The organism is Maridesulfovibrio sp. FT414 (assembly GCF_050916235.1).
GTDB lineage: Bacteria > Desulfobacterota > Desulfovibrionia > Desulfovibrionales > Desulfovibrionaceae > Maridesulfovibrio.
In genome coordinates this window covers 1,242,408-1,261,697 of sequence record NZ_CP104854.1, presented here as the reverse complement: position 1 = coordinate 1,261,697, position 19,290 = coordinate 1,242,408, and the positions used below count along the sequence as shown (strand labels likewise).

General features: G+C 52.5%; 16 protein-coding genes. 5 read left to right on the top strand and 11 right to left on the bottom strand.

Going from position 1 to position 19,290, the window contains the following annotated elements; genetic code table 11:
• Nucleotides 1–59 precede the first annotated feature (59 nt).
• Nucleotides 60–1,241 carry an NAD(P)/FAD-dependent oxidoreductase gene (locus N7E73_RS05605; protein WP_432738051.1) on the top strand — a complete coding sequence of 394 codons (1,182 nt, stop codon included), beginning with the start codon at nt 60–62 and terminating at the stop codon, nt 1,239–1,241.
• A 102-nt stretch (nt 1,242–1,343) separates the two neighbouring features.
• On the opposite strand, the gene N7E73_RS05600 is transcribed toward N7E73_RS05605, so the two are convergent.
• The 8 genes from N7E73_RS05600 to N7E73_RS05565 are packed head-to-tail and all read right to left on the bottom strand — an operon-like array spanning nt 1,344 to nt 8,531.
• Nucleotides 1,344–1,712, bottom strand: a complete 369-nt coding sequence (locus N7E73_RS05600; protein WP_432738050.1) for a response regulator — start codon at nt 1,710–1,712, stop codon at nt 1,344–1,346.
• A 55-nt stretch (nt 1,713–1,767) separates the two neighbouring features.
• Entirely contained in the window at nt 1,768–2,598 is an 831-nt protein-coding gene (locus tag N7E73_RS05595) for an FAD/NAD(P)-binding protein (protein WP_432738049.1), read from the bottom strand.
• Complete coding sequence (locus tag N7E73_RS05590; protein WP_432738048.1) at nt 2,591–3,655, bottom strand: 4Fe-4S dicluster domain-containing protein; 1,065 nt, start codon at nt 3,653–3,655, stop codon at nt 2,591–2,593. Before N7E73_RS05590 ends, N7E73_RS05595 begins: the two co-directional genes overlap by 8 nt.
• Nucleotides 3,655–4,614: a 4Fe-4S dicluster domain-containing protein gene (locus N7E73_RS05585; protein ID WP_432738047.1), complete on the bottom strand. Its 960-nt coding sequence runs from the start codon at nt 4,612–4,614 to the stop codon at nt 3,655–3,657. Before N7E73_RS05585 ends, N7E73_RS05590 begins: the two co-directional genes overlap by 1 nt.
• Before the next feature lie 30 nt (nt 4,615–4,644).
• Nucleotides 4,645–5,109 (bottom strand): hydrogenase iron-sulfur subunit, encoded by a 465-nt coding sequence (locus N7E73_RS05580; RefSeq protein ID WP_432738046.1) that lies wholly within the window; start codon nt 5,107–5,109, stop codon nt 4,645–4,647.
• Nucleotides 5,097–7,055, bottom strand: coding sequence for a 4Fe-4S binding protein (locus N7E73_RS05575; protein ID WP_432738045.1), 1,959 nt, complete (start codon nt 7,053–7,055; stop codon nt 5,097–5,099). The genes N7E73_RS05580 and N7E73_RS05575 overlap by 13 nt, the downstream gene beginning before the upstream one ends.
• 28 nt (nt 7,056–7,083) lie before the next feature.
• Complete coding sequence (locus N7E73_RS05570) at nt 7,084–7,974, bottom strand: CoB--CoM heterodisulfide reductase iron-sulfur subunit B family protein (RefSeq protein ID WP_432738044.1); 891 nt, start codon at nt 7,972–7,974, stop codon at nt 7,084–7,086.
• Nucleotides 7,971–8,531, bottom strand: coding sequence for a 4Fe-4S dicluster domain-containing protein (locus N7E73_RS05565; protein WP_432738043.1), 561 nt, complete (start codon nt 8,529–8,531; stop codon nt 7,971–7,973). Before N7E73_RS05565 ends, N7E73_RS05570 begins: the two co-directional genes overlap by 4 nt.
• A 586-nt stretch (nt 8,532–9,117) precedes the next feature.
• Here N7E73_RS05565 and N7E73_RS05560 point away from each other — a divergent pair.
• Both N7E73_RS05560 and N7E73_RS05555 read left to right on the top strand, forming a co-directional pair.
• Nucleotides 9,118–9,597 carry a multiheme c-type cytochrome gene (locus N7E73_RS05560; RefSeq protein WP_432738042.1) on the top strand — a complete coding sequence of 160 codons (480 nt, stop codon included), beginning with the start codon at nt 9,118–9,120 and terminating at the stop codon, nt 9,595–9,597.
• Nucleotides 9,598–9,607: 10 nt separating this feature from the next.
• On the top strand, nt 9,608–11,611 hold the full coding sequence (locus N7E73_RS05555; RefSeq protein WP_432738041.1) for a methyl-accepting chemotaxis protein: 2,004 nt from the start codon (nt 9,608–9,610) through the stop codon (nt 11,609–11,611).
• Nucleotides 11,612–11,927: 316 nt separating this feature from the next.
• Here the strand turns inward: N7E73_RS05555 and N7E73_RS05550 are convergent, their stop codons facing one another.
• The 3 genes from N7E73_RS05550 to N7E73_RS05540 form a co-directional block, all read right to left on the bottom strand.
• On the bottom strand, nt 11,928–12,356 hold the full coding sequence (locus N7E73_RS05550) for a hypothetical protein (protein ID WP_432738040.1): 429 nt from the start codon (nt 12,354–12,356) through the stop codon (nt 11,928–11,930).
• A gap of 118 nt (nt 12,357–12,474) precedes the next feature.
• A complete protein-coding gene (locus N7E73_RS05545) occupies nt 12,475–13,551 on the bottom strand; it encodes an OmpA family protein (protein ID WP_432738039.1) in 1,077 nt (358 codons plus the stop codon).
• Nucleotides 13,552–13,670: 119 nt separating this feature from the next.
• A complete protein-coding gene (locus N7E73_RS05540; protein ID WP_432738038.1) occupies nt 13,671–14,987 on the bottom strand; it encodes a serine dehydratase subunit alpha family protein in 1,317 nt (438 codons plus the stop codon).
• A 630-nt stretch (nt 14,988–15,617) separates the two neighbouring features.
• Between N7E73_RS05540 and rfaD the strand changes: the two genes are divergently transcribed.
• Nucleotides 15,618–16,595 (top strand): ADP-glyceromanno-heptose 6-epimerase, encoded by a 978-nt coding sequence (gene rfaD / locus N7E73_RS05535; protein WP_432738037.1) that lies wholly within the window; start codon nt 15,618–15,620, stop codon nt 16,593–16,595.
• Between the two features lie 44 nt (nt 16,596–16,639).
• Complete coding sequence (locus N7E73_RS05530) at nt 16,640–18,955, top strand: LPS-assembly protein LptD (RefSeq protein ID WP_432738035.1); 2,316 nt, start codon at nt 16,640–16,642, stop codon at nt 18,953–18,955.
• The last annotated feature ends 335 nt before the right edge of the window (nt 18,956–19,290 follow it).

The following is a 19,290-nucleotide window of genomic DNA, read 5'->3' as shown; positions in this document are numbered from 1 at the left end:
GTTATAAGGAGGGCTTTATCTGCTTTACGCACACCCCAAACCAGCCTACAAACACCCCCATGAGCAACGATTCAAAAAACTATGATGTAATTATTCTTGGTGCTGGAGCCTCGGGGCTGTATTGCGCCATGCACGCCTCTGCGCGTGGCCGCAAAGTGCTGGTGCTTGACCATTCTCCCAAGGCGGGACGCAAGATTCGCGTGGCCGGGGGCGGCAAATGCAATTTCACCAACATGGACCTTTCCGCGGCGAATTATGTTTCCGCCAACCCGCATTTTGTGAAGTCGGCGCTTGCCCGTCACACGCAGTGGGACTTCATTTCATTTATTGCCGAAGCCGGAATCGCTTATGAGGAACGGGAGGACGGCCAGCTATTTACTCTTGATGGAGCGGGGCTCATTGCCGGGTTGCTGGTGACAAACTGTCATCGTTCCGGGGTGGAAATCCTGCTGGACCGCAAGATTGAGGCGGTCACTGGGAAAGGGCCTTTTCAGGTTGTCAGCGGGACGCAGGTTTTTGAAGCCGGATCACTGGTCGTGGCCCTGGGGTCACCTGCATGGCCGCAGGTTGGTGCCACTTCACTGGGATACCACATTGCCGAACAGTATGGGCTGAAGGTTCTCCCCTCCCGTCCGGCACTTGTTCCCTTTTCTGTGGGCGGACGTGACGGGCGCTTCTGCAAGGAGCTGAGCGGCAATGCCCTGCCGGTGAGCATCAAATGCGAAGGGCGGACATTCACAGGGGATATGCTTTTCACGCACAAGGGCATTTCCGGCCCGGCAGTGCTGCAGATTTCAAACTACTGGCGGCGAGGCTCTGCTCTGACAATTGATTTGCTTCCGGGACAGGACATTGCCGGGCTTCTTGAGGAGCACCGGACGGAAAATACACTCCTGAACAATTTCCTAGCCCGATTCTTCACCCGCAAGATGGTGGGGCTCCTTCTTGAAGACCGGGATGCCGATACACCGGTCAGCCAATTGACCAAAGCCCGACGTCAGGAATTGGCCGAGCGTATTCATGCGTGGGTAGTGAAGCCGCAGGGAACCGAAGGGTTCAACAAGGCCGAAGTTGCTGCAGGAGGGGTGGATACAGCTGAAATATCTTCCAAGACAATGGAAGTGCGAAATTTTCCGGGGCTTTACTTCATAGGGGAAGTGCTGGATGTGACCGGCTGGCTGGGCGGGTACAATCTGCAATGGGCCTGGTCTTCCGGGTACGCTGCCGCACAGTTTGTGTAACAGCCCTTCACGCAGTTTTTTACGATCTGTCGTGGTGTCATGTTTTTCAGGAAAAGGAATCCCTGGACACCCCGGTGTGCGGTCTCTGTCGGTAAAATCAGGCTAGGCTGTAGCTTTTTCGAGAGTCTGCAGGAGCGTGTGGAGATCAAAAGGCTTGGCAAGATAATGGTCCAACCCGGCTCTTTCCATGTCGTCTTTGGTGTCTTCGTAGCTGTGCCCGGTCATGGCGATGATGGGAATGTCTGATTTATCTCCGAAAGAAGCGCGGTCGCGGATTCGTCTGGCAGCTTCCAGACCGTCCATTTCAGGCATTTGCAGATCCATAAGTATGCAGTCGAATTCGTTGTCATGCAGTATTTCAAGGGCTTGAGCCCCGTTCACGGCAGTGACCACTTCATGTCCATGCTTCTCAAGCATTTTAGATGCAGAGAGGGAGTTTATGCGTTCGTCGTCTACTAAAAGAATTCTCATTCTTTCAGAATAATAAAAAAAGGCCCCACCTGTAAAGGTGGGGCCTGACATTTTACTACATTTCGTTTGGCAGTTGTTTCAGCTGCTCGTATGTGTAGACGGGACCGTCCTGACATACGTAGCTGGTGCCGATGTTGCAGCGCCCGCAAATGCCGATACCGCACTTCATGCGTTTTTCAAGGGTAGTCACGATCTGGTTGTCCTTGAAGCCAAGTTTGGCAAGGGCCTGAACAGTGAACTTGATCATGATCGGAGGGCCGCAGGTCACGGCAACCGCGTTCTTGGGGGACGGTGCGATGTCCAGCAGAACGTTGGGGATCAGGCCGACGTTGTACTCCCAGCCCTCGTAAGGTGCATCAATGGTCAGATGCGTATCGAGGTCATCGCGTTCCAGCCACTCGGGCAGCTCATATTGGTAGGCCATGTCCACGGGAGTTCTTGCTCCGTAGAGCAGGGTGATCTTGCCGTAGTCCTTGCGGTTGTCCAGCATGTAGTAGAGCAGGGTACGCAGAGGAGCCATACCGATACCACCGCCTACGAAGACGATGTCTTTACCTTTCATGTCTTCGTAAGGGAAGTGGTTGCCCAGAGGGGCGCGCACGCCCACCTGATCGCCCGCACTGAGGGTGTGGAGCTTTTCAGTAACTTCCCCGGTACGCATGACGCTGAACTGAAGGTAGTCCATGCGGGTGGGGGAAGAGTTGATAACGAAAGTGGATTCACCGATCCCGAAGGCGGACAGCTGTCCTACCTGACCGGGTTCGAAGGTGAATTTCTCCTTGATCTCCGGGTTGTTGAGAGTAACCCGGAAGGTCATGATATTCGGAGTCTCCTGGATGACCTCCTGAATGGTGGCCATTGCCGGAAGATAGGGGTTGCTAGTCATTTGCCGCCTCCTTCGCTTCGTATGCAATCGCGTTCAGCACCAGTTGCCTGATGTCCACGCCCACGGGGCAGCTCTTGATGCAGCGTCCGCAACCGCAGCAGGAGATAACTCCGCCGTGCAGGTCCGGATAGTAGCTGAACTTGTGGCCGACCCTGTTCTTAAGGCGGTGGGCCTTGGTAGGACGGGGGTTGTGGCCGCTGGCCTCAAGGGTGAACATGTTTGACATGCAGTTGTCCCAGCTTCTGATGCGCTGTCCCTTCACACCGTCGGTTTCGTCGGTGATGTTGAAACAGTAGCAGGTGGGGCAGAGGTAGGTGCATGCGCCGCAGCTCAAACATTTGGCGGACTGCTCTTCCCAGAAGCCCATGTCATCGAACGCAGCGAGGAGCTGTGCGGGGGCTTTGGAAAGATCCTGAGCGTCACTCATGGACTGGTCTGCATCAGCGCGGAACTTTTCGGCTTCGGGCTGCTTGGAGCCGCCGTCTTCAAGAAGTGAGCTTCCGAGCAGTGCCTCGCCTCGGTCGCTGACCGCTTCAAGAAGATAGCCGCCCTGAACGGGAACCATCAGCACGTCGGAACCGGTGGGGTCGGAAGGACCGGAACCCACCCAGTTGCAGAAGCAGGTGGTCTCACCCTTGGCACAGGCCAGGGTGATGAAGCAGGTGTTTTCGCGTCTGGCCTTGTAGTAGACATCAACATGCTTGCCGTTCAGGTAGACACGGTCGAACATGGTGAAACCGCGGGCATCACAGGGACGTCCGCCGAAAACAACCCAGGAGGATGAGGGAATGGTTTCCTCAAGATCCAGGATCTGTCTGTCAGGGTTTTCAAGGTCCTTCAGGTGGCTGAACTTCATCAGGGTTTCACTCTGGGGGAAGATCGCCTTCTTGGGAGGGGCGGTTGCTTCACGCTCAATGTTGAAACCTTTCCTGGCATCGTAGGGCTTGAACACAATGGCATCGCCCTCGGTGCGCGGGGCCAGCACTTCGTGCTTGGTGCCCAGCTCTTCCAGCCATGCAGATACTTTGTCGGATTTTATGAATTTTACCATGGCCATTACCACTCCTTCTCCTTGATAGTAGGTTCATCAATTTTGAAGGTCTGCAGCGGGGGAGTTGCCTGAGGATCAAGACCTGCCTCGTAATCAAAGACAGCCTTGATTTCCTTGTTGAACTTCTTCTTGAAGAGAAGAATGGGAATATCAACCGGGCAGGCCCGCTGGCATTCGCCGCACTCTGTGCAGCGACCGGCCAGATGGTATGCGTGAATTACCTGGAACATCCACTTGTCGCGGACGTGTGCTTCCTGGCTCAGCCAGTGGGGGCTGCGGCTCTGGGCTACGCAGTGGTCGCGGCAGACGCACATGGGACAGGCGTTGCGGCAGGCGTAACAGCGGATGCAGCGGTCCATTTCACCGAGCCAGAAGGCGAACTTTTCGTCTTCGGACTTGGCTTCGAACGCTTCAAGATCCTTGTAGCCGTCTTCAAAGGAAGCGGTGGCCTTGACTTCATCTCCGGCGAAGTTGTTGGAGATCACGGCATTGGGGTAGCGGCAGGTCTGGCATTTGTCGGCAAGTACATCGCCAAGGGCCAGTTTGTGCTCCGCGCCGGAAACGGTGAGTTTGATTTCGGAACCGCTCAGCTCACACGCTTCAACCATGCCTACATCGCCCACAGCCCGACGGATCTTGGTCTGGTCCACAACGCCGTTGCAGCCGAAACCGAAGATGGTCACGTCTTCGCGTTTGATGAGGTTTTCCTGCAGCAGTTCCACTACGGAACGGCTGTCGCAGCCCTTGACCACGATACCGACCTTCTTGCCCTTGAGTGAGGGCAGGTAGGTGGCAAGGTTGTGAACGCAGAGAGCATCCACTTTCAATTTATCTATATCTTCGTCCCTGCGGATGAAATGGGGAGTGGCATGCAACGGGTCGAAACTGTCCGACCAGCCGATGACCACATCCAGTTCAGGCAGGGCATCCCTGATTTGTTTCTTGAGATCTTCGAGATTTTTCACCCTGTTTCTCCTTGGTGAAGCTTTCCCCGTTTAGAGGGATGCTTCCAGCAATTTGAGTGTCTCCTCGGCTTCGGGACCCTCGATCTTGCGGGCCGGGCCGAGTTTGTGGACCTGGTCGGTGAACTTGGTCACAACTTCTTGCCAGCGCTGGCCTTCCGAAGCGGAAACCCAGGTGTAGTCGAAGCGGTCCGGATGGATTCCCAGCATGGGAACGAACCGCTTGAGCATTTCCAGACGGCGACGGGCATAGAAGTTGCCCTCGGCGTAGTGGCAGTCGTTGGGATGGCAGCCTGATACCAGAACTCCGTCCGCACCGGACATGAGTGTCTTCACAATGAACAGGGGATCTATACGTCCAGAACAGGGGACTTTAATAATTCTCAGGTCGGTCGGCTGATTGAAGCGTCCTACACCGGCAGTGTCTGCACCGCCGTAGGAGCACCAGTTGCAGAGAAAACCGACGATTCTGAGTTCTTTACCTTCTAGAACCGGCATACTGCATTTACCTCCGCAAGAATCTGGTTGTCAGTAAAGTGCTGGAGCTGGATCGCACCCTGCGGACAGGTGGATGTGCAGATGCCGCAGCCCTGACATACTGTTTCAATAACCTCTGCCTTGGGCATACCGCGGAAGTCTACCTCTTTGATAGCTCCGAAGGGACAGGTGCTGATGCACTTGCCGCAGCCGATGCAGCGTTTGATATCAACCACGGAAACCGCGGGGTCACTTTCAAGCTGATCCTTGGAGAACATGGCCAGAACCTTGGCTGCGGCAGCACTGCCCTGGGCAACGGAGGACGGGATGTCCTTGGGGCCCTGACAGGAACCGGCCAGGAATACACCGGCGGTGTTGGTCTCGACAGGTTTGAGCTTCGGATGGCCTTCCATGAAGAAACCGTAGGCATCGTAGGATATGCGCAGTTTCTTGGCCAGGTCGGTCGCACCGTGTGCTGCTTCGGCACCGACGGCGAGGACGACGAGATCGGCATCCACTTCAACCTGATCACCCATGAGAGTATCTGCACCGCGTACGACGAGCTTGTCGCCCTGCGGGTAGATCATGGACACGCGGCCGCGGATGTACCGTGCGCCGTATTCTTCCATGGCCCTGCGGGTGAATTCGTCGAACATCTTACCCGGAGAACGGATGTCCATGTAAAATACATAGGACTGGGACTCGGGGCAGTGGTCCTTGGTCAGGATGGCCTGTTTGGCTGTGTACATGCAGCAGAAACCGGAGCAGTAGGGACGGCCCACGGATTTGTCACGGGAACCTACGCACTGGATGAATACAACGTTCTTGGGTTCCTTGCCGTCGGAAGGACGCTTGATGTGTCCACCGGTGGGGCCGGAAGCGGAGAGCATGCGTTCATACTGCAGGGAGGTGATTACGTCGGGGTATCTGCCGCCGCCGTATTCGCCGTAAACGGTCCAGTCGAAGAGGTCGAAACCGGTGGCTGCAACAACAGCACCCACGTCCTCTACAACGATTTCGTCAACCTGATCGTAGACGATTGCCTCGGAAGGACAGACCTTGGCACATACGCCGCATTTATCCCGTTTGATCTTCATGCAGAATTCGGGATCAATAACCGCTTTCTTGGGGATTGCCTGCGGAAAGGGAATATTGATTGCGGTAGTTTTGGCCAGTTCCTCGTTGAAGGGATCGTCTGTCTTCTTGCTGGGGCATTTTTCCATACAGATGCCGCAGCCGGTGCATTTGGTCCAGTCTACGTAAGTGGCTTTGCGTTTGATTTTAACGGAGAAGTTGCCCACGTAACCGTTTACCTCTTCCACTTCGGAACAGGCGTAGAGGGTGATGTTGGGATGCTGGGCAACGTCAACCATGCGGGGGCCGAGGATACAGCTGGAACAGTCCACGGTGGGGAAAGTCTTGTCCAGCTTGGCCATCTTGCCGCCGATGGAGGAGGTCTTTTCGACCAGGATTACCTGAAGGCCGCCGTCGGCACAGTCCAGTGCCGCCTGGATACCGGCTACACCGCCGCCCACGATCATTACCCTCTTGTTCATGTCGAACGACTTGGAATAGAGGGGTTTGTTCATGGCAAGCTTGGCTGCGGCCATGCGTACGAGGTCTACGGCCTTGTTGGTGTTGGCCTCACGGTCCTTGCCGATCCAGGAAACGTGTTCGCGGATGTTGGCCATCTCAAACAGGTAGCGGTTCAGGCCGGCTCTTTCCAGTGTTCTGCGGAAAGTGGGTTCGTGCATTCTGGGAGTACAGGACGCAACAACCACGCCGTCGAGTTTATGTTCCTTGATCGCTTCAATTATCTCATCCTGTCCGGGTTCGGAGCAGGCGTACATCGTATCTGTTGCGAAAACAACACCGGGGAATTCCCGTGCGGCAGCCGCTACTGAAGCGGTGTCCACGGTACCTTCGATGTTTGTCCCGCAATGGCAGACAAAGACTCCTATTTTCATTTAAGTCTTCTCCTTAGCAGGGTTTCCGCTATTTTTTCTCTTCTTTGCCTATGGCATTGATTGCGTTGCGGGGGCTCACGCAGAGCTTGTCCATACCGAGGGTCTTCTCATCCAGTCCGAGGGCCAGGCCCATGAGCTGGGTGTAGTAGAAGATGGGCAGCTTGTGGCGTGCCCCGGTGGCGGAGTTGATCTGGCTCTGACGCAGGTCGAGGTTCATCTGGCAAAGGGGGCATGCGGTGACCAGCGCGTCGACACCGAGGCCGTCGGCTGCGTCGAGCAGCTTGCCGGAGAGCCTCATGACCACATCCTTGCGCGGAATGCCGAAAGACGCGCCGCAGCATTCCACCTTGAGGGGGAAGGGCAGCACGGTGGCACCCATGGCAGCCATGATGTTGTCCATGGCCATGGGATGTTCGGGATCGTCAAAGTTCATCACTTCCGGGGGACGGTTCATGATGCAGCCGTAATATGCGGCCACTTTCAGTCCCTTGAGCGGTTTGACGGTCTTGCCCTTGATGGCGTCAATGCCCAGATCTTCAACCATGACCTGCAGAACGGACTTGGTGGTCACACCGCCGTTGTAGGGCTTGTCCAGCAGCTTGTTGACCTTTTCGCGCATGGCATCCTTCTGCATGCGATGCTCGGCGGTCTTTAGGTTGGTCAGGCAACTGGGGCAGGGAGTGGCCGCAACATTCATATTCATTGCTTCCACCAGCTGCAGGTTGCGGGCTGACAGGGCGCTGGACAGGGTGTGGTCCACAGTGTGAGCCGGGGTGGAGCCGCAACAGTTCCAGTCCGGGATATCGGTCAGGGTAATGCCCAGCTCGGCGCAGACGGCGCGGGTGGACATATCATATTCCATGGATGTTCCCGTTCCGGAACATCCGGGATAGTATGCAATTTTCAAGGAATCACTCATTTCCCGGACTCCTCTTTGAACCGTTTGAAGATTTTGGCAATTTCTTCTTTGCCCTGAATCTGGTGGGGTTTGAAGTGCATCTTGCCCTTGGGCAGCACCTTCGGTCCGAGATCAAGATCGGTCCAGAATCTTCCTGTCTTGGCAACGTAGGCCGCAAGTAGGCCTACTTCAAATACTCGGCCATTGTTTTCGACTGAGTCGAGGAAGCTGTCCCAGAAGGTCTTTACCGTGGGTACGGGAGCGTAACCCTCTCGGCGCGCCATATGGCGCAGAACATCCATGACGTGAGCCACGTCAATGTTGTTCGGGCATCTGGTGGTACAGGATTCACAGGTGGCGCAGAGCCAGAGAGATTTGCATTTGAGCACGGTCTCTTTCTGGCCGGCCTGAACAAGACGCATTATCCTGCTGACCGGGATGTCATACGCAAAAGTGTACGGACATCCGGCGGTACAGTTGCCGCACTGGTAGCACAGCTCAAGATTCTGCCCGCTTTCTTCTTCGACCTGTCTTACAAACTTGGCGTCATAAGACTTCGTAATGTTTACTATTCCCATAAATGAGTAGCCGCCTTTCCGCTTTAAAGCCCGGTGGAGCAGGCTTTCGTGTCTAGATTGGCTTAAAGATTATTACAGAGGATGGATTCTTAAGATGCCGTATACTGCCAGAAGATGCAGCTCTCCTGCAAGTAATATTAGCTATAAATTTGTCTGCATATGCGGGCGGTTATAATCTCTTTTTTGAAAACAGCCTGTTTTGCGCAATGTTGGCGTGATCGCTCATTCCGGGGTGTTCATTTTCGAATCTGTCTGCTGTTTTGCATGACGCTGTGGAAAGTCGGACCTCTGTTCTGCAACATTTGTATCAGCTTAATAATGAACAGCGTTATTATATTTTGTTCCTGCTCAGTGAATGATGACAATGATGTTGGAGCTAACATGCCTGGTTGTGGTAGTATGAAATAGTGTTCTATAAGTTAATAATTTTACTTCACATATATTTTAAAAGGGCGTAACCCTAGTACGGTATGGGGAATCAGAATTGCTTCGCTTGCGGTGAGCCGGGTTCAGCGTTTCCAACGTTGAAATCGCCGCAGCGTGGTCTTTCTGAATGTGTTGTTAAATTTAGCAACGGGGTTATCTTATGCGAGGAAGATGGGATACATTACGGATCGGGGTGCTTCTGTTGGTGTGTTTCGCTGTGAGCTGCATTGTGGTTGATTACGGGATTACGGATTCCGCAACGTATGTCGGTTCTGAGGCCTGCAAGGAGTGTCATGAGCAGGAATACAGCAATTATACTAGATTTTCCAAGAAAGCACATTCCAGCAAGAGTGTGAAGATTATGGCTTCGGACCTTGATCCGGAGGAACTTAATGAGTGTTTTGCCTGCCATGCCACAGGTTATGGCAAGCCAGGAGGTTTCGTCTCTTTTCAGGAAACTCCGCACCTGGCTGACGCCGGTTGCGAAGTGTGTCACGGTCCTGGGTCACTTCACGCCGCAGACGGTGATCCAGAGCTGATCAAGCGCAAGATGACCGTTGAAGAATGTGAATCCTGTCATAATGCCGAAAGAGTGGAAAACTTCAACTTCAAGCCGCTGATCTTCGGCGGAGCGCACTAGAGGGGGCCGTATGAATTTTATCAGAAACTCCCTCGGCAACAAGGTCATGGTGCTGACCACACTCCTTACCGCTACTGTTTTTCTCCTTCTGTTTCTAGCCAACTCCTTCTGGCAGAAAACATCAATGATGGAAGAAATTGGAAAAACTGCCCATAGATATGCGGACATGCTTCAGCTTGCCATTCGCGAGCCCATGGCCAAAGGGGATAACGCGGCCACAACTGAGAAATTTGATACAATTGCCGAAAATTACAGTGACGTAGAAATTTATCTGACCAACTACAAAGGCAACATCACCTACGCCACCAGTACCAAAGACATTCGCTCTGATCTTGATGCCAAGTTCGACAATCCTGAAGTAATGTCTCTTTTCGCAGAGAGCCTCAAGAAGCCTATTAAAGAGGGCAAGCTGACGACTCTCAATGGCAGAGAGGTCTTTGTAGAAGTTGAAACAATCAAGAACGAAAAACGTTGTTATCACTGCCACGGCAGACGGCAGCCCATCCTCGGATCGCTTATGATGGTTCAGGATGTCTCTCCGCAGTTTGCTGCACTGCATGAATCTCAATTCAAGGCCGCAGCCCTTTCCCTCGGCGGAATGCTTTCCCTGCTTGCCGCACTGCTGTTCTTCATGCGCCGTTCAATTGTGAACCGTATCATGAAAATATCCAATGCTACCGATGAATTCATTGAAGGCAACCTTGATGCCTGCTTCGAAGTTGACAGTGTTGACGAGCTCGGTTCGCTCGGTGAGCATCTCGGGGAGATGTCCCGCCAGATCAAGGACCAGCTGGTTTACAACCGCGGTGTACTGAGCGGCATTACCGTGCCGATGTTCGTAACAGATAAGGATCAGAAGATTGATTTCGTCAACGCGCCTATGCAGAGTATTCTGAATAAGCCCGAAGACAAGATTCTCGGAGCTGCCGTTGGCAACTACTTTATGAAAGATGGAGCTCCTCTTACTGCCAAGGCTATCAGTTCCGGTGATTGCCCTGAAGGTCTACTGCGCTACAAGCGTGGTGACGGCGTGGAATTCCCTCTGCGTTACCAGGTCTGCCCCCTGCTTAACGCGGAACAGGAAACAGTCGGAGCCATTGCCGTTATGGTCGACCTTACCGAGGAAGAAGCCAGCCGCAAACATATTGAACAGCAGCAGGCCGCTCTTCTCGATGTCGCCAACGAGGTTACCGAGGTTTCACGTAACCTGCTGAAGTATACTGAAGAGCTGTCCCACCAGATGAACGAGCTGACTGCCGGTGTCGATACCACCGCCATGCAGACCGGACAGGTGGCCACAGCCATGGAAGAAATGAATGCGACGGTCCTTGAGGTCGCCCAGAATACCGGGGAGACTGCAGAGGCGTCTGAACGCGCCAATTCCGTTGCCCGTGACGGCGGTGGAGTTGTCTCCAACACGGTGAGTGAAATCCATAAGGTCACAGAAACAACAGAGAAGCTCTCCAATATGCTGGCTGACCTCTCTGTCAGGGCTGAAAATATCGGCCAGGTAATGTCCGTCATCAATGACATTGCCGACCAGACCAACCTTCTGGCCCTGAACGCCGCTATTGAGGCAGCAAGGGCCGGTGAAGCAGGACGCGGGTTTGCAGTTGTTGCCGACGAAGTCCGCAAGCTTGCTGAAAAGACCATGAGTGCCACCAACGAAGTTGAAAGTGCCATTAATCTTATTCAGCAGGGTACCAGCGAGGTTGTAAAGGAAATGAGCGGGGTGCGCGGACGCGTCGAAAAAACCGTTCAGATGGCTGAAGGTGCCGGTGGTGTTCTGGACGAGATCGTAACCGAGTCCGTGAAAATCGCCGACATGGTCCGCACCATTGCCACTGCAGCTACCCAGCAGTCCGCTACCAGTGACGAGATCAACAATAGCGTCACCGAGATCAACAACCTGTCCATGGCTCTGTCCGATGGTATCCAGAACGCCAACGCAGGTATTCAGGAAGTTGCTGATATGGCCAAGAAGCTCAGTCATCTTGTGGAGCGCTTCAAGTAGGTTTTATTCGCACCATTAATCACAGCGCCCTGTCGGTTTCCGGCAGGGCGTTTTTGTTTTATGGCTCAGGAATGGAAAGCAGGTATGAAATGGGATTCTATTGTTGGAGGAAAATGGATTTGCAGGCAGGTCTCGGGAGCTGAGGGATGTCTGATGTTTTGTTGAAGATAATTCCGGGGTCGTTCGGTATAGGGTTGTCGCTGACTGTATTCTTGATGCAGAATGCTGCTGTGACGAGAATCAAAGAAGAGGGGAAAACCACCTGAAACATCAGATGGTTTTCCCCTCTTCTTTGGCGAGTGCAGGAGACTGCTGTTTAGCGCCAGCCCTTACCTGTATTGCTGAAAATTTCGGTTATTCTGATACTTTTAACAGGCTTGAAAGGGTTGTTGCGAGCTTTCTGAGGAGTAAGCCCGGTGCTTTCGTAAATTGTTTCGATGTATTTGAGCAGTCCGACCGATCCTTTCTTGCTGGAGCTGGTCTTTTTCACCCGGCAGGAAATAGTGGCAGGATCAATGTGATGATAGCGTGCAAGGTAGCTGCCATCGGGCAGAAGCTGAATTTCCATATTGTGGAAACCCTTGATGTGGCTTCTGTTGAGCTTGGATACCCATTCTGCGGCAAATGCCCTGAATTCAGCCTGCTCCTCAGTTGTGGCTGCAGGAGTTGTACTTGCGGCTGTCGCCGCTGATGTCAGCACGAGTATGAACAGTAGAGCGAAAACTATCCTGTAAGCGAATTTCATGTGTTTCTCCAGATTAATAAAAACGGGTGGAAAGGAAAGCCTTTCCACCCGATTATTACTCCTGATTTGTCTTTAATACAAGACAGGGAAGGGAGATTTTGCAAACACTGTCCGGAGCCTAGTCCTGTACGTCGATTTCAACACGACGGTTGAGCTGGCGACCTTCTCTGGTGTTGTTGTCATACTTGGGATTTTCTTCACCGTATCCCTTAACAATGAGGCGTTCCGGGGCAATTCCGTTTTCTGCCAGCCAGTCGGCTACAGACTTGGCTCTGCGTTCGGAGAGTCCCTGGTTGTATGCAGCGGCTCCGGAAGAGTCGGTGTGACCGCCAACAAGAACCTTCAGGTTGGGGTAGTCTTCAAGCAGAGCGGCAGCTTCGGTCAGTGCCGGGATCATTTCGTCAGTGATTTTGTACTTGTCAAAACCGAAGTTGAAGTTGCGGAATACGATCTTCTCCTGAACCGGAATCGGAGCGGGAGCAATAACCACTTCCTCAACTACTTCTACGATAAGTTCTTCTTCCTGAGTGTAGAATACGTCCTGTGCAAACTTATCAAGCACAGCCTGATCTGCCAGGTCGGATGCATCCACGTATACCCCGCAGGGAGTAAGGGAAGCGAGACGCTTCAGGGTTGCCACGCCGGCCGGGGTGTCTGCAACGCTGATTACGTGCAGGCAGAAGCGGTCGCCGTACTTCTTGGCCATGTCGGATACTACAACAGCGGGGTTTCTTCCGGTGTTGGAAAGGCCGTCAGAAACAAAGATAACAGCGAACTTGCCGTCCCAGCTGTTAACTACACCGTCGAGATCGGAAAATCCTCTGCCCATGGGAGTGGACTGGAAGAAAGACAGATCGGACGGAACGGAAGCGAGGCCTTTGGCCATGTTGCCACGGTCGAAGGTGCTTTTGGGTGAATAGGTCGCAAAATCGGGCATTGTGTAGAGCGCGGACTGGTAACCCAGTTCGGGAACTACGCTGTTAAGCTTTTTCAATGCGTTCAGCGCGGAAACGATTTTGGGGTTTCCGGTGGATTTGTAGGATTGCGCCATGGATGGCGAAGTGTCTACGAAGTAGGCAAATGCATCCACTTTCGGCTTGAGAACGATTCTTGTTTCTGCTGAAGCCATGGAGCCGAAGGCAAGAATGGCTGCAAGCGCGAGGGCCAGTACGGAAAACAGTTTCTTACGATTCATATTGTATTTCCTCCAGTCAATTGGGTTAGCGGTTTTAAATCTGTTTAGTGCTTATATGAAATTAAGGGATTACTAGCCTGTGATCAATAAATTTGTATTATTTTTTGCAAAGTCTCTACTCAATTGCCTTTCGCAAAGTGTTTTTCAAGCATTATTTTCAGTATGGTGCGGTCAGTATCAATCATTCCCTGAGTGCTGAGAGTGCCTATGTTCTGCATCGTCTGTTCTGGAGAAGTGCCGATAATGCCGTCAGTGGAGTGAACGTTAACACCGTGCACAGCAAAAAGGGCGGCCTGAACTGCAGTTCCTGCGGCGGTTGCAAGTTTAAGGGCGCACCCTGATTTTGCCCCGTCGCAGATGATTCCGGCCAGATCTTCGGTCAGGTTGGTGATTGCCCCGGCCATCTGCGCAATTGTTCCGCCCATCAGATATGTAACGCCCGCTGTAGCCCCTGCACCGGCAGCCACGGAACATCCGCAGACAGCGGAAAGCCTTCCTGTCTGGGCTTTTACATAGGCCGTTACAAGGTGGCTGAGGGCAATGGCTTCGAGCATTGTTTTCTCGTCGCAATCCACGAATTCACTGACTGCGTAGATGGGCAGGATTGCGGTAAGACCGTGGTTTCCTGAACCGCCGGAGCTCATGGCCGGAAGTTTGATTCCGCCCATGCGGGCATCGGATGCCGCCGAGGTAATGATCCGGGCCGAAAGAATCATGTCGCGGGTCAGGATCTTCAGACGGGCCAGTCTTTCCAGAGTCATGCCTACTCCAAGTCCGGGGCCGTGCTTGAGGCCGTAGTCTGCAAGTCTCATATTGTATGTAATGCCTTCCTTGAGGAAGGAAAAATCATCTGCGTCAAGGTCGTCGATCATGTCTACAAGCTGCCCAAGGGACAGACCTTTTATGTACTCTTCCAGCTTTGAAACATCCGCCTGATGAGCCTGTTCCGCTTTGACCAGCGATGAGCCTTCGACTGGCTTGCCGTCAAGTGTCAGGCTGACGATGTTGTCGTGTACGGTCTCAATTATGGTCTCAACGTGCTGTTTTCCGTATGTGAGCAGAGCTCGGACATAAATTCCATGACGGTTGTCCAGCAGATTGACCAGTACCGGATTGGCGTCCTTGTATCTGCAGGCACGCTCGACTCCGGCCTGATCCAGCGGTTCAAGGACTTCAAGGCCCAGTGCGGGGTCTCCGCAAAGGGCACCAAGGGCGGCGGCGGTGTTTAGTCCGTTCAGCCCCCCGGTGCCGGGGATCATTACCGCAAGACCGTTTTTATAGATGTTGGGGTCGACCCATACTTCGATCTTGTCCGGAGTCCTGTCTTTCATGACGGAAGCGGCTGCGGCAGTTGCCAGAGCAATGGCTACCGGTTCAGTGCAGCCTAAAGCCGGAGATACTTCAAGATGAAGAATTTCTTTTACGGAGTAGCTCATGTTGTTCTCGATTGCGGTTAAAAATTATGAGTGTGCTCGATTGAATACAAATGGAGTATGATGACTTTTGTTCGAAAAAGTCTAGATAAAATCGAAATAACACCATTTCATCAACTAATATAGCATGGTCGTGGGCGGAATCAAGTTTTAAAAGAACGTTTCTGGTTTAGGTGCTGGGCCTGTCCTGAACCTTCGGCAGTGTTATGGGATTACTGTTTTAAACTTGTGCAGTCTATTTGCAGCATGAGATACTGTTTTGCATTGCCGCATATCGTGAAATGCAAAGCATTATTTGTACTATGCATGAAGTGTGTCTGTATTGCGTTGCCTTGCCGGGCTAAATGCAAGCCCATAAGGTTGTTTGAGTTCAAACTTTCGATTGGCCTGATTTGACGGTAAATCCGAGGTAAATCGGTGTCTGTAAGGCTCGTGGTGTGTCTGAAGGGAGCTTATCCTGGTCAGCGAATTGTGTTCAAGTAAGTCCCGTGATTGCAGAACATCAGTGTAATCTTGTTTATGTGAATAATTGCTGTTGAAAAATGTCTGAAAAATAAGTAACATCCGGCAACTTGAATTGTGTAAAAGTTTGAAAAAACTGTTTATCTGCCTAAAAAAGCAGGAGATTTATATATGTATATCGTTACAGGCGGAGCCGGATTCATCGGCAGTGCCATGGTTTGGAAGCTTAACCAGATGGGAATCGACAACATTCTTATTGTCGACAACCTCGCTTCTACCGAGAAATGGAAGAATCTGGTGAACCTCCGTTACGAAGACTACGTGCACCGCAATCAGTTCTATAAACTGATCCTTGAGGGAGATGATCCGTTTGAGACCGACGCGGTCATCCACATGGGAGCATGTTCCTCAACTACCGAGCTTGATGCGGATTTCCTTATGGAAAACAACTACCGCTACACCCAGATGCTCTGTCGTTTCTGCCTGAATCACGGTGTCCGTTTCATCAATGCTTCCAGCGCTGCAACCTACGGTGACGGCCAGTTCGGTTTCAACGATGACCACGAAGGAATAGATCGCCTTAAACCCCTGAACATGTACGGCTACTCCAAGCAGCTTTTCGACCTCTGGGCCAAGCGCGGCGGGGTTCTGGACAGGCTGGTCAGCCTTAAATTTTTCAACGTGTTCGGACCCAACGAGTATCACAAGGGCGATATGAAGAGTGTTATCTGCAAGGCTTTCAAGCAGATCGGGGAAACCGGCGAGATGAAGCTCTTCAAATCCTACAAGCCTGAATATCCTCACGGCGGACAGCGTCGCGATTTTGTTTACATCAAGGACTGCGTGGACGTCATGTGGTGGTTCCTTGAGAACCCCGACAAGAACGGAATTTTCAATATCGGAACCGGTCAGGCCCGCGAGTGGAATGAGCTGGCCCGTTCGGTTTTTGCCGCCATGGGCGTGGACCCTAACATCGGCTACATTGAAATGCCTGAATCCATACGTGACAAGTACCAGTATTTCACTCAGGCCAACATGGATAAACTGGTAGAAGCCGGGTATGACAAGCCGTTTACCCCGCTTGAAGACGCGGCAAAGGATTACGTGCAGAATTATCTGGCACAGGAAGATCCTTACCTTAAAAGTTAGCGGTTTGTTTGATAAACGGAACAGTATTTAAAGGGCGGGTTGTTTTGAAATCCAGGTTAGCCATATTCACAGTTTTGCTTCTCCTTCTGCTGCCTAGTGCTGTTTTCGCACAGCAGCAGATAGACGTGCCCATGACCAACGGCAAGGGCGAGGTCCAGAAAGGGGAGGAGTGGAAGTTCTCCGCCGACAAGCTTGTCGTTGAAAACGACAGTGAATACCTGCAGGCATACGGTAACGTCATCCTGCGCAGCGGTGACAGCTACATCAAGGCTGATTTTGCCCGCTTTTATCAGGCTACCAAGTGGATCTACCTGCGCGGCAACGTTCAGGCTCAGGTAAAAGGCGATTTCTACGATGCCGCAGAAGCTGAGTTCGACCTGAATAATATGGTCGGCTGGCTCAAGAAGGGTCGCGTTTTTGTTGCCAAGCCCCATGTATATTTTGAAAGTGAATTCATAGAAAAGCACAACGGAGCCACCTACAGCTTCAAGGACGCCAAGGTCACCACCTGTAGCGGAGACAATCCGCTGTGGGCCTTCGAGGCCGGTGAGGGCGACATAACCATCAACGGTTATGCCCGCCTGTGGCATTCCAAGTTCGATGTAAAGGGCGTGCCGGTCATGTACACCCCGTACATGGAACTCCCGGTGGCCCGTGAGCGTCAGTCCGGTGTGCTTACCCCCGAAGTGGGAACTTCCGACCGTCTGGGCGGAAGGTTCAATATTCCTTATTACTGGGCCATCAACGAAGAGTCGGACGTAACCTTCTACGGCGAATATCTGACCAAGCGCGGCTTCAGGCCCGGAGTTGATTTCCGCCATTCCGAGGATACAAACACCAAGGGACAGTGGCGTGCCGACTGGTTGTACGACGGCAAAGCCTATGACAATACTGCGGATGCCGATAATGCATTTCAGGGTGACGGGCTGATCAGGCCCAACCACAACAGGTGGTGGGTACGTTCCAAATATGACGGTTACGTAGGCAACCCCGACTGGCAGACCATTTTGGACATGGATCTTGTTTCCGACCAGGATTACCTGCGTGAATACCGGACCGGTATCAACGGTTACGAACAGACCCGCGATGCCTTCCTTTCCCAGTTCGGCCGCGATATCGCAACGGTCGACGCAACAACAAGGACCAGTACCGCACTTGTCGCCAGAAGCTGGGACAACTACTCTATTTCAGGTCTGGCCCAGTACAGCGAAAACCTGCTCTACCGCAACGACAACAATCCTTCGACCAAGGATCCGACGCTTCAGAAACTGCCGCAGCTTAACGCCTATGCGTTCAAGAGCAACCTTTTCGACACACCGCTGGAGTGGAAGGGCGAGTTTCAGGGTAACTATTTCTGGCGTGAATACGGAACCACCGGTGGACGTTTCGATCTTCGTCCCGAGCTTTCAATGCCTGTTCGGGCTGCCGGGATCACCTTCATTCCCAGAGCCGGGTTCAGGGCGACTTCCTACATGGTTGATTCCTTTCAGAACGCCAGTGTTGACGTCAGCCGCGATACAACCCAGATGCGCTTCCTTGCCGATGCCGGTGTAAGTGCGGTTACTGATTTCTACCGGGTCTTTGATCTCGGTGCCGGCCCTGAACTGACCACGGAGAATGTCGGTGAAAGCAGCTGGACTCGCATGAAACACAACGTTGTTCCGCGTCTTGAATATTCGTGGGTGCAGGATGACTCCAGTGCTCAGGCCAAGCTTCCGTATTTTGACTCCCGAGACCGTATTTCCGAACAGAACGACATCGTGCTGTCGCTGACAAACGTATTTGACCGCAGCAAGGGAACGGTTGTTCTGGACGACGAGGGCAATCCTTATCTGGATACCAGCTATCTCGAATTCCTGAGAATCAGACTTGAGCAGGGCTACGATATTGATGAGGCCAACCGCTCCGTGGAGCTCAGCGAATACGAGCGCAGGCCGTTTTCTGATTTCATGGGTGAAGTGCTGATCACACCGATTGACTATGTGGCCCTTGAGTCCCGGACCTGGGTCTCCCCGTATATGGGGGAAGTCACCGAGCATGAAAATATTCTGAAATTCTTCCATGATTCATACGGCGAGATCATGTTCGGATATGATTACCTGCGCAAGATAAATGAGTACAAACGCCAGCAGGATAGCGACATGCAGATTGCAGAGTACGGGCTCAAGGCCAAACTGCCCTATGGATTCGTTCTCGGCGGAAAGTACCGTAATGACCTGAACTCCGACATTGACCTTGAGAAGACCGTATCACTTGGATGGAACCATCAGTGTTTCTTCATGGAGTTTGTCGGTTCCAAGACTACTGTTGATGAACGCTACAGCGTCAACTTCAACCTGATCAGCATGGGCCTGTTCTAAGAATTGTCCTGATCCTGACACCATTTTAGGCCCCCGTCTGCATTGTAGACGGGGGCCTTTGCTTGTTGTAGGCTGAACGAACGGCAAAATTCATGTTTGCCGATATTAAGACACTTAAAATCAATACTGATCATTCCCAAATTCCATTCAGAACGATTGATGTTCATACTTGCTCGTTGGATAACGGGGACATTTATGTTAGATCATGTGTATAACTCATACTAATGAGTCCTAAGGGGAATGGCTATTAAGTATGGTTAGTTAGGTAAGAGAGCGTTTGCTCTCCCTTTTGAAGAGCTGTAGTAAGCTAAATCTTCTGAGAGATACCCCGGCTT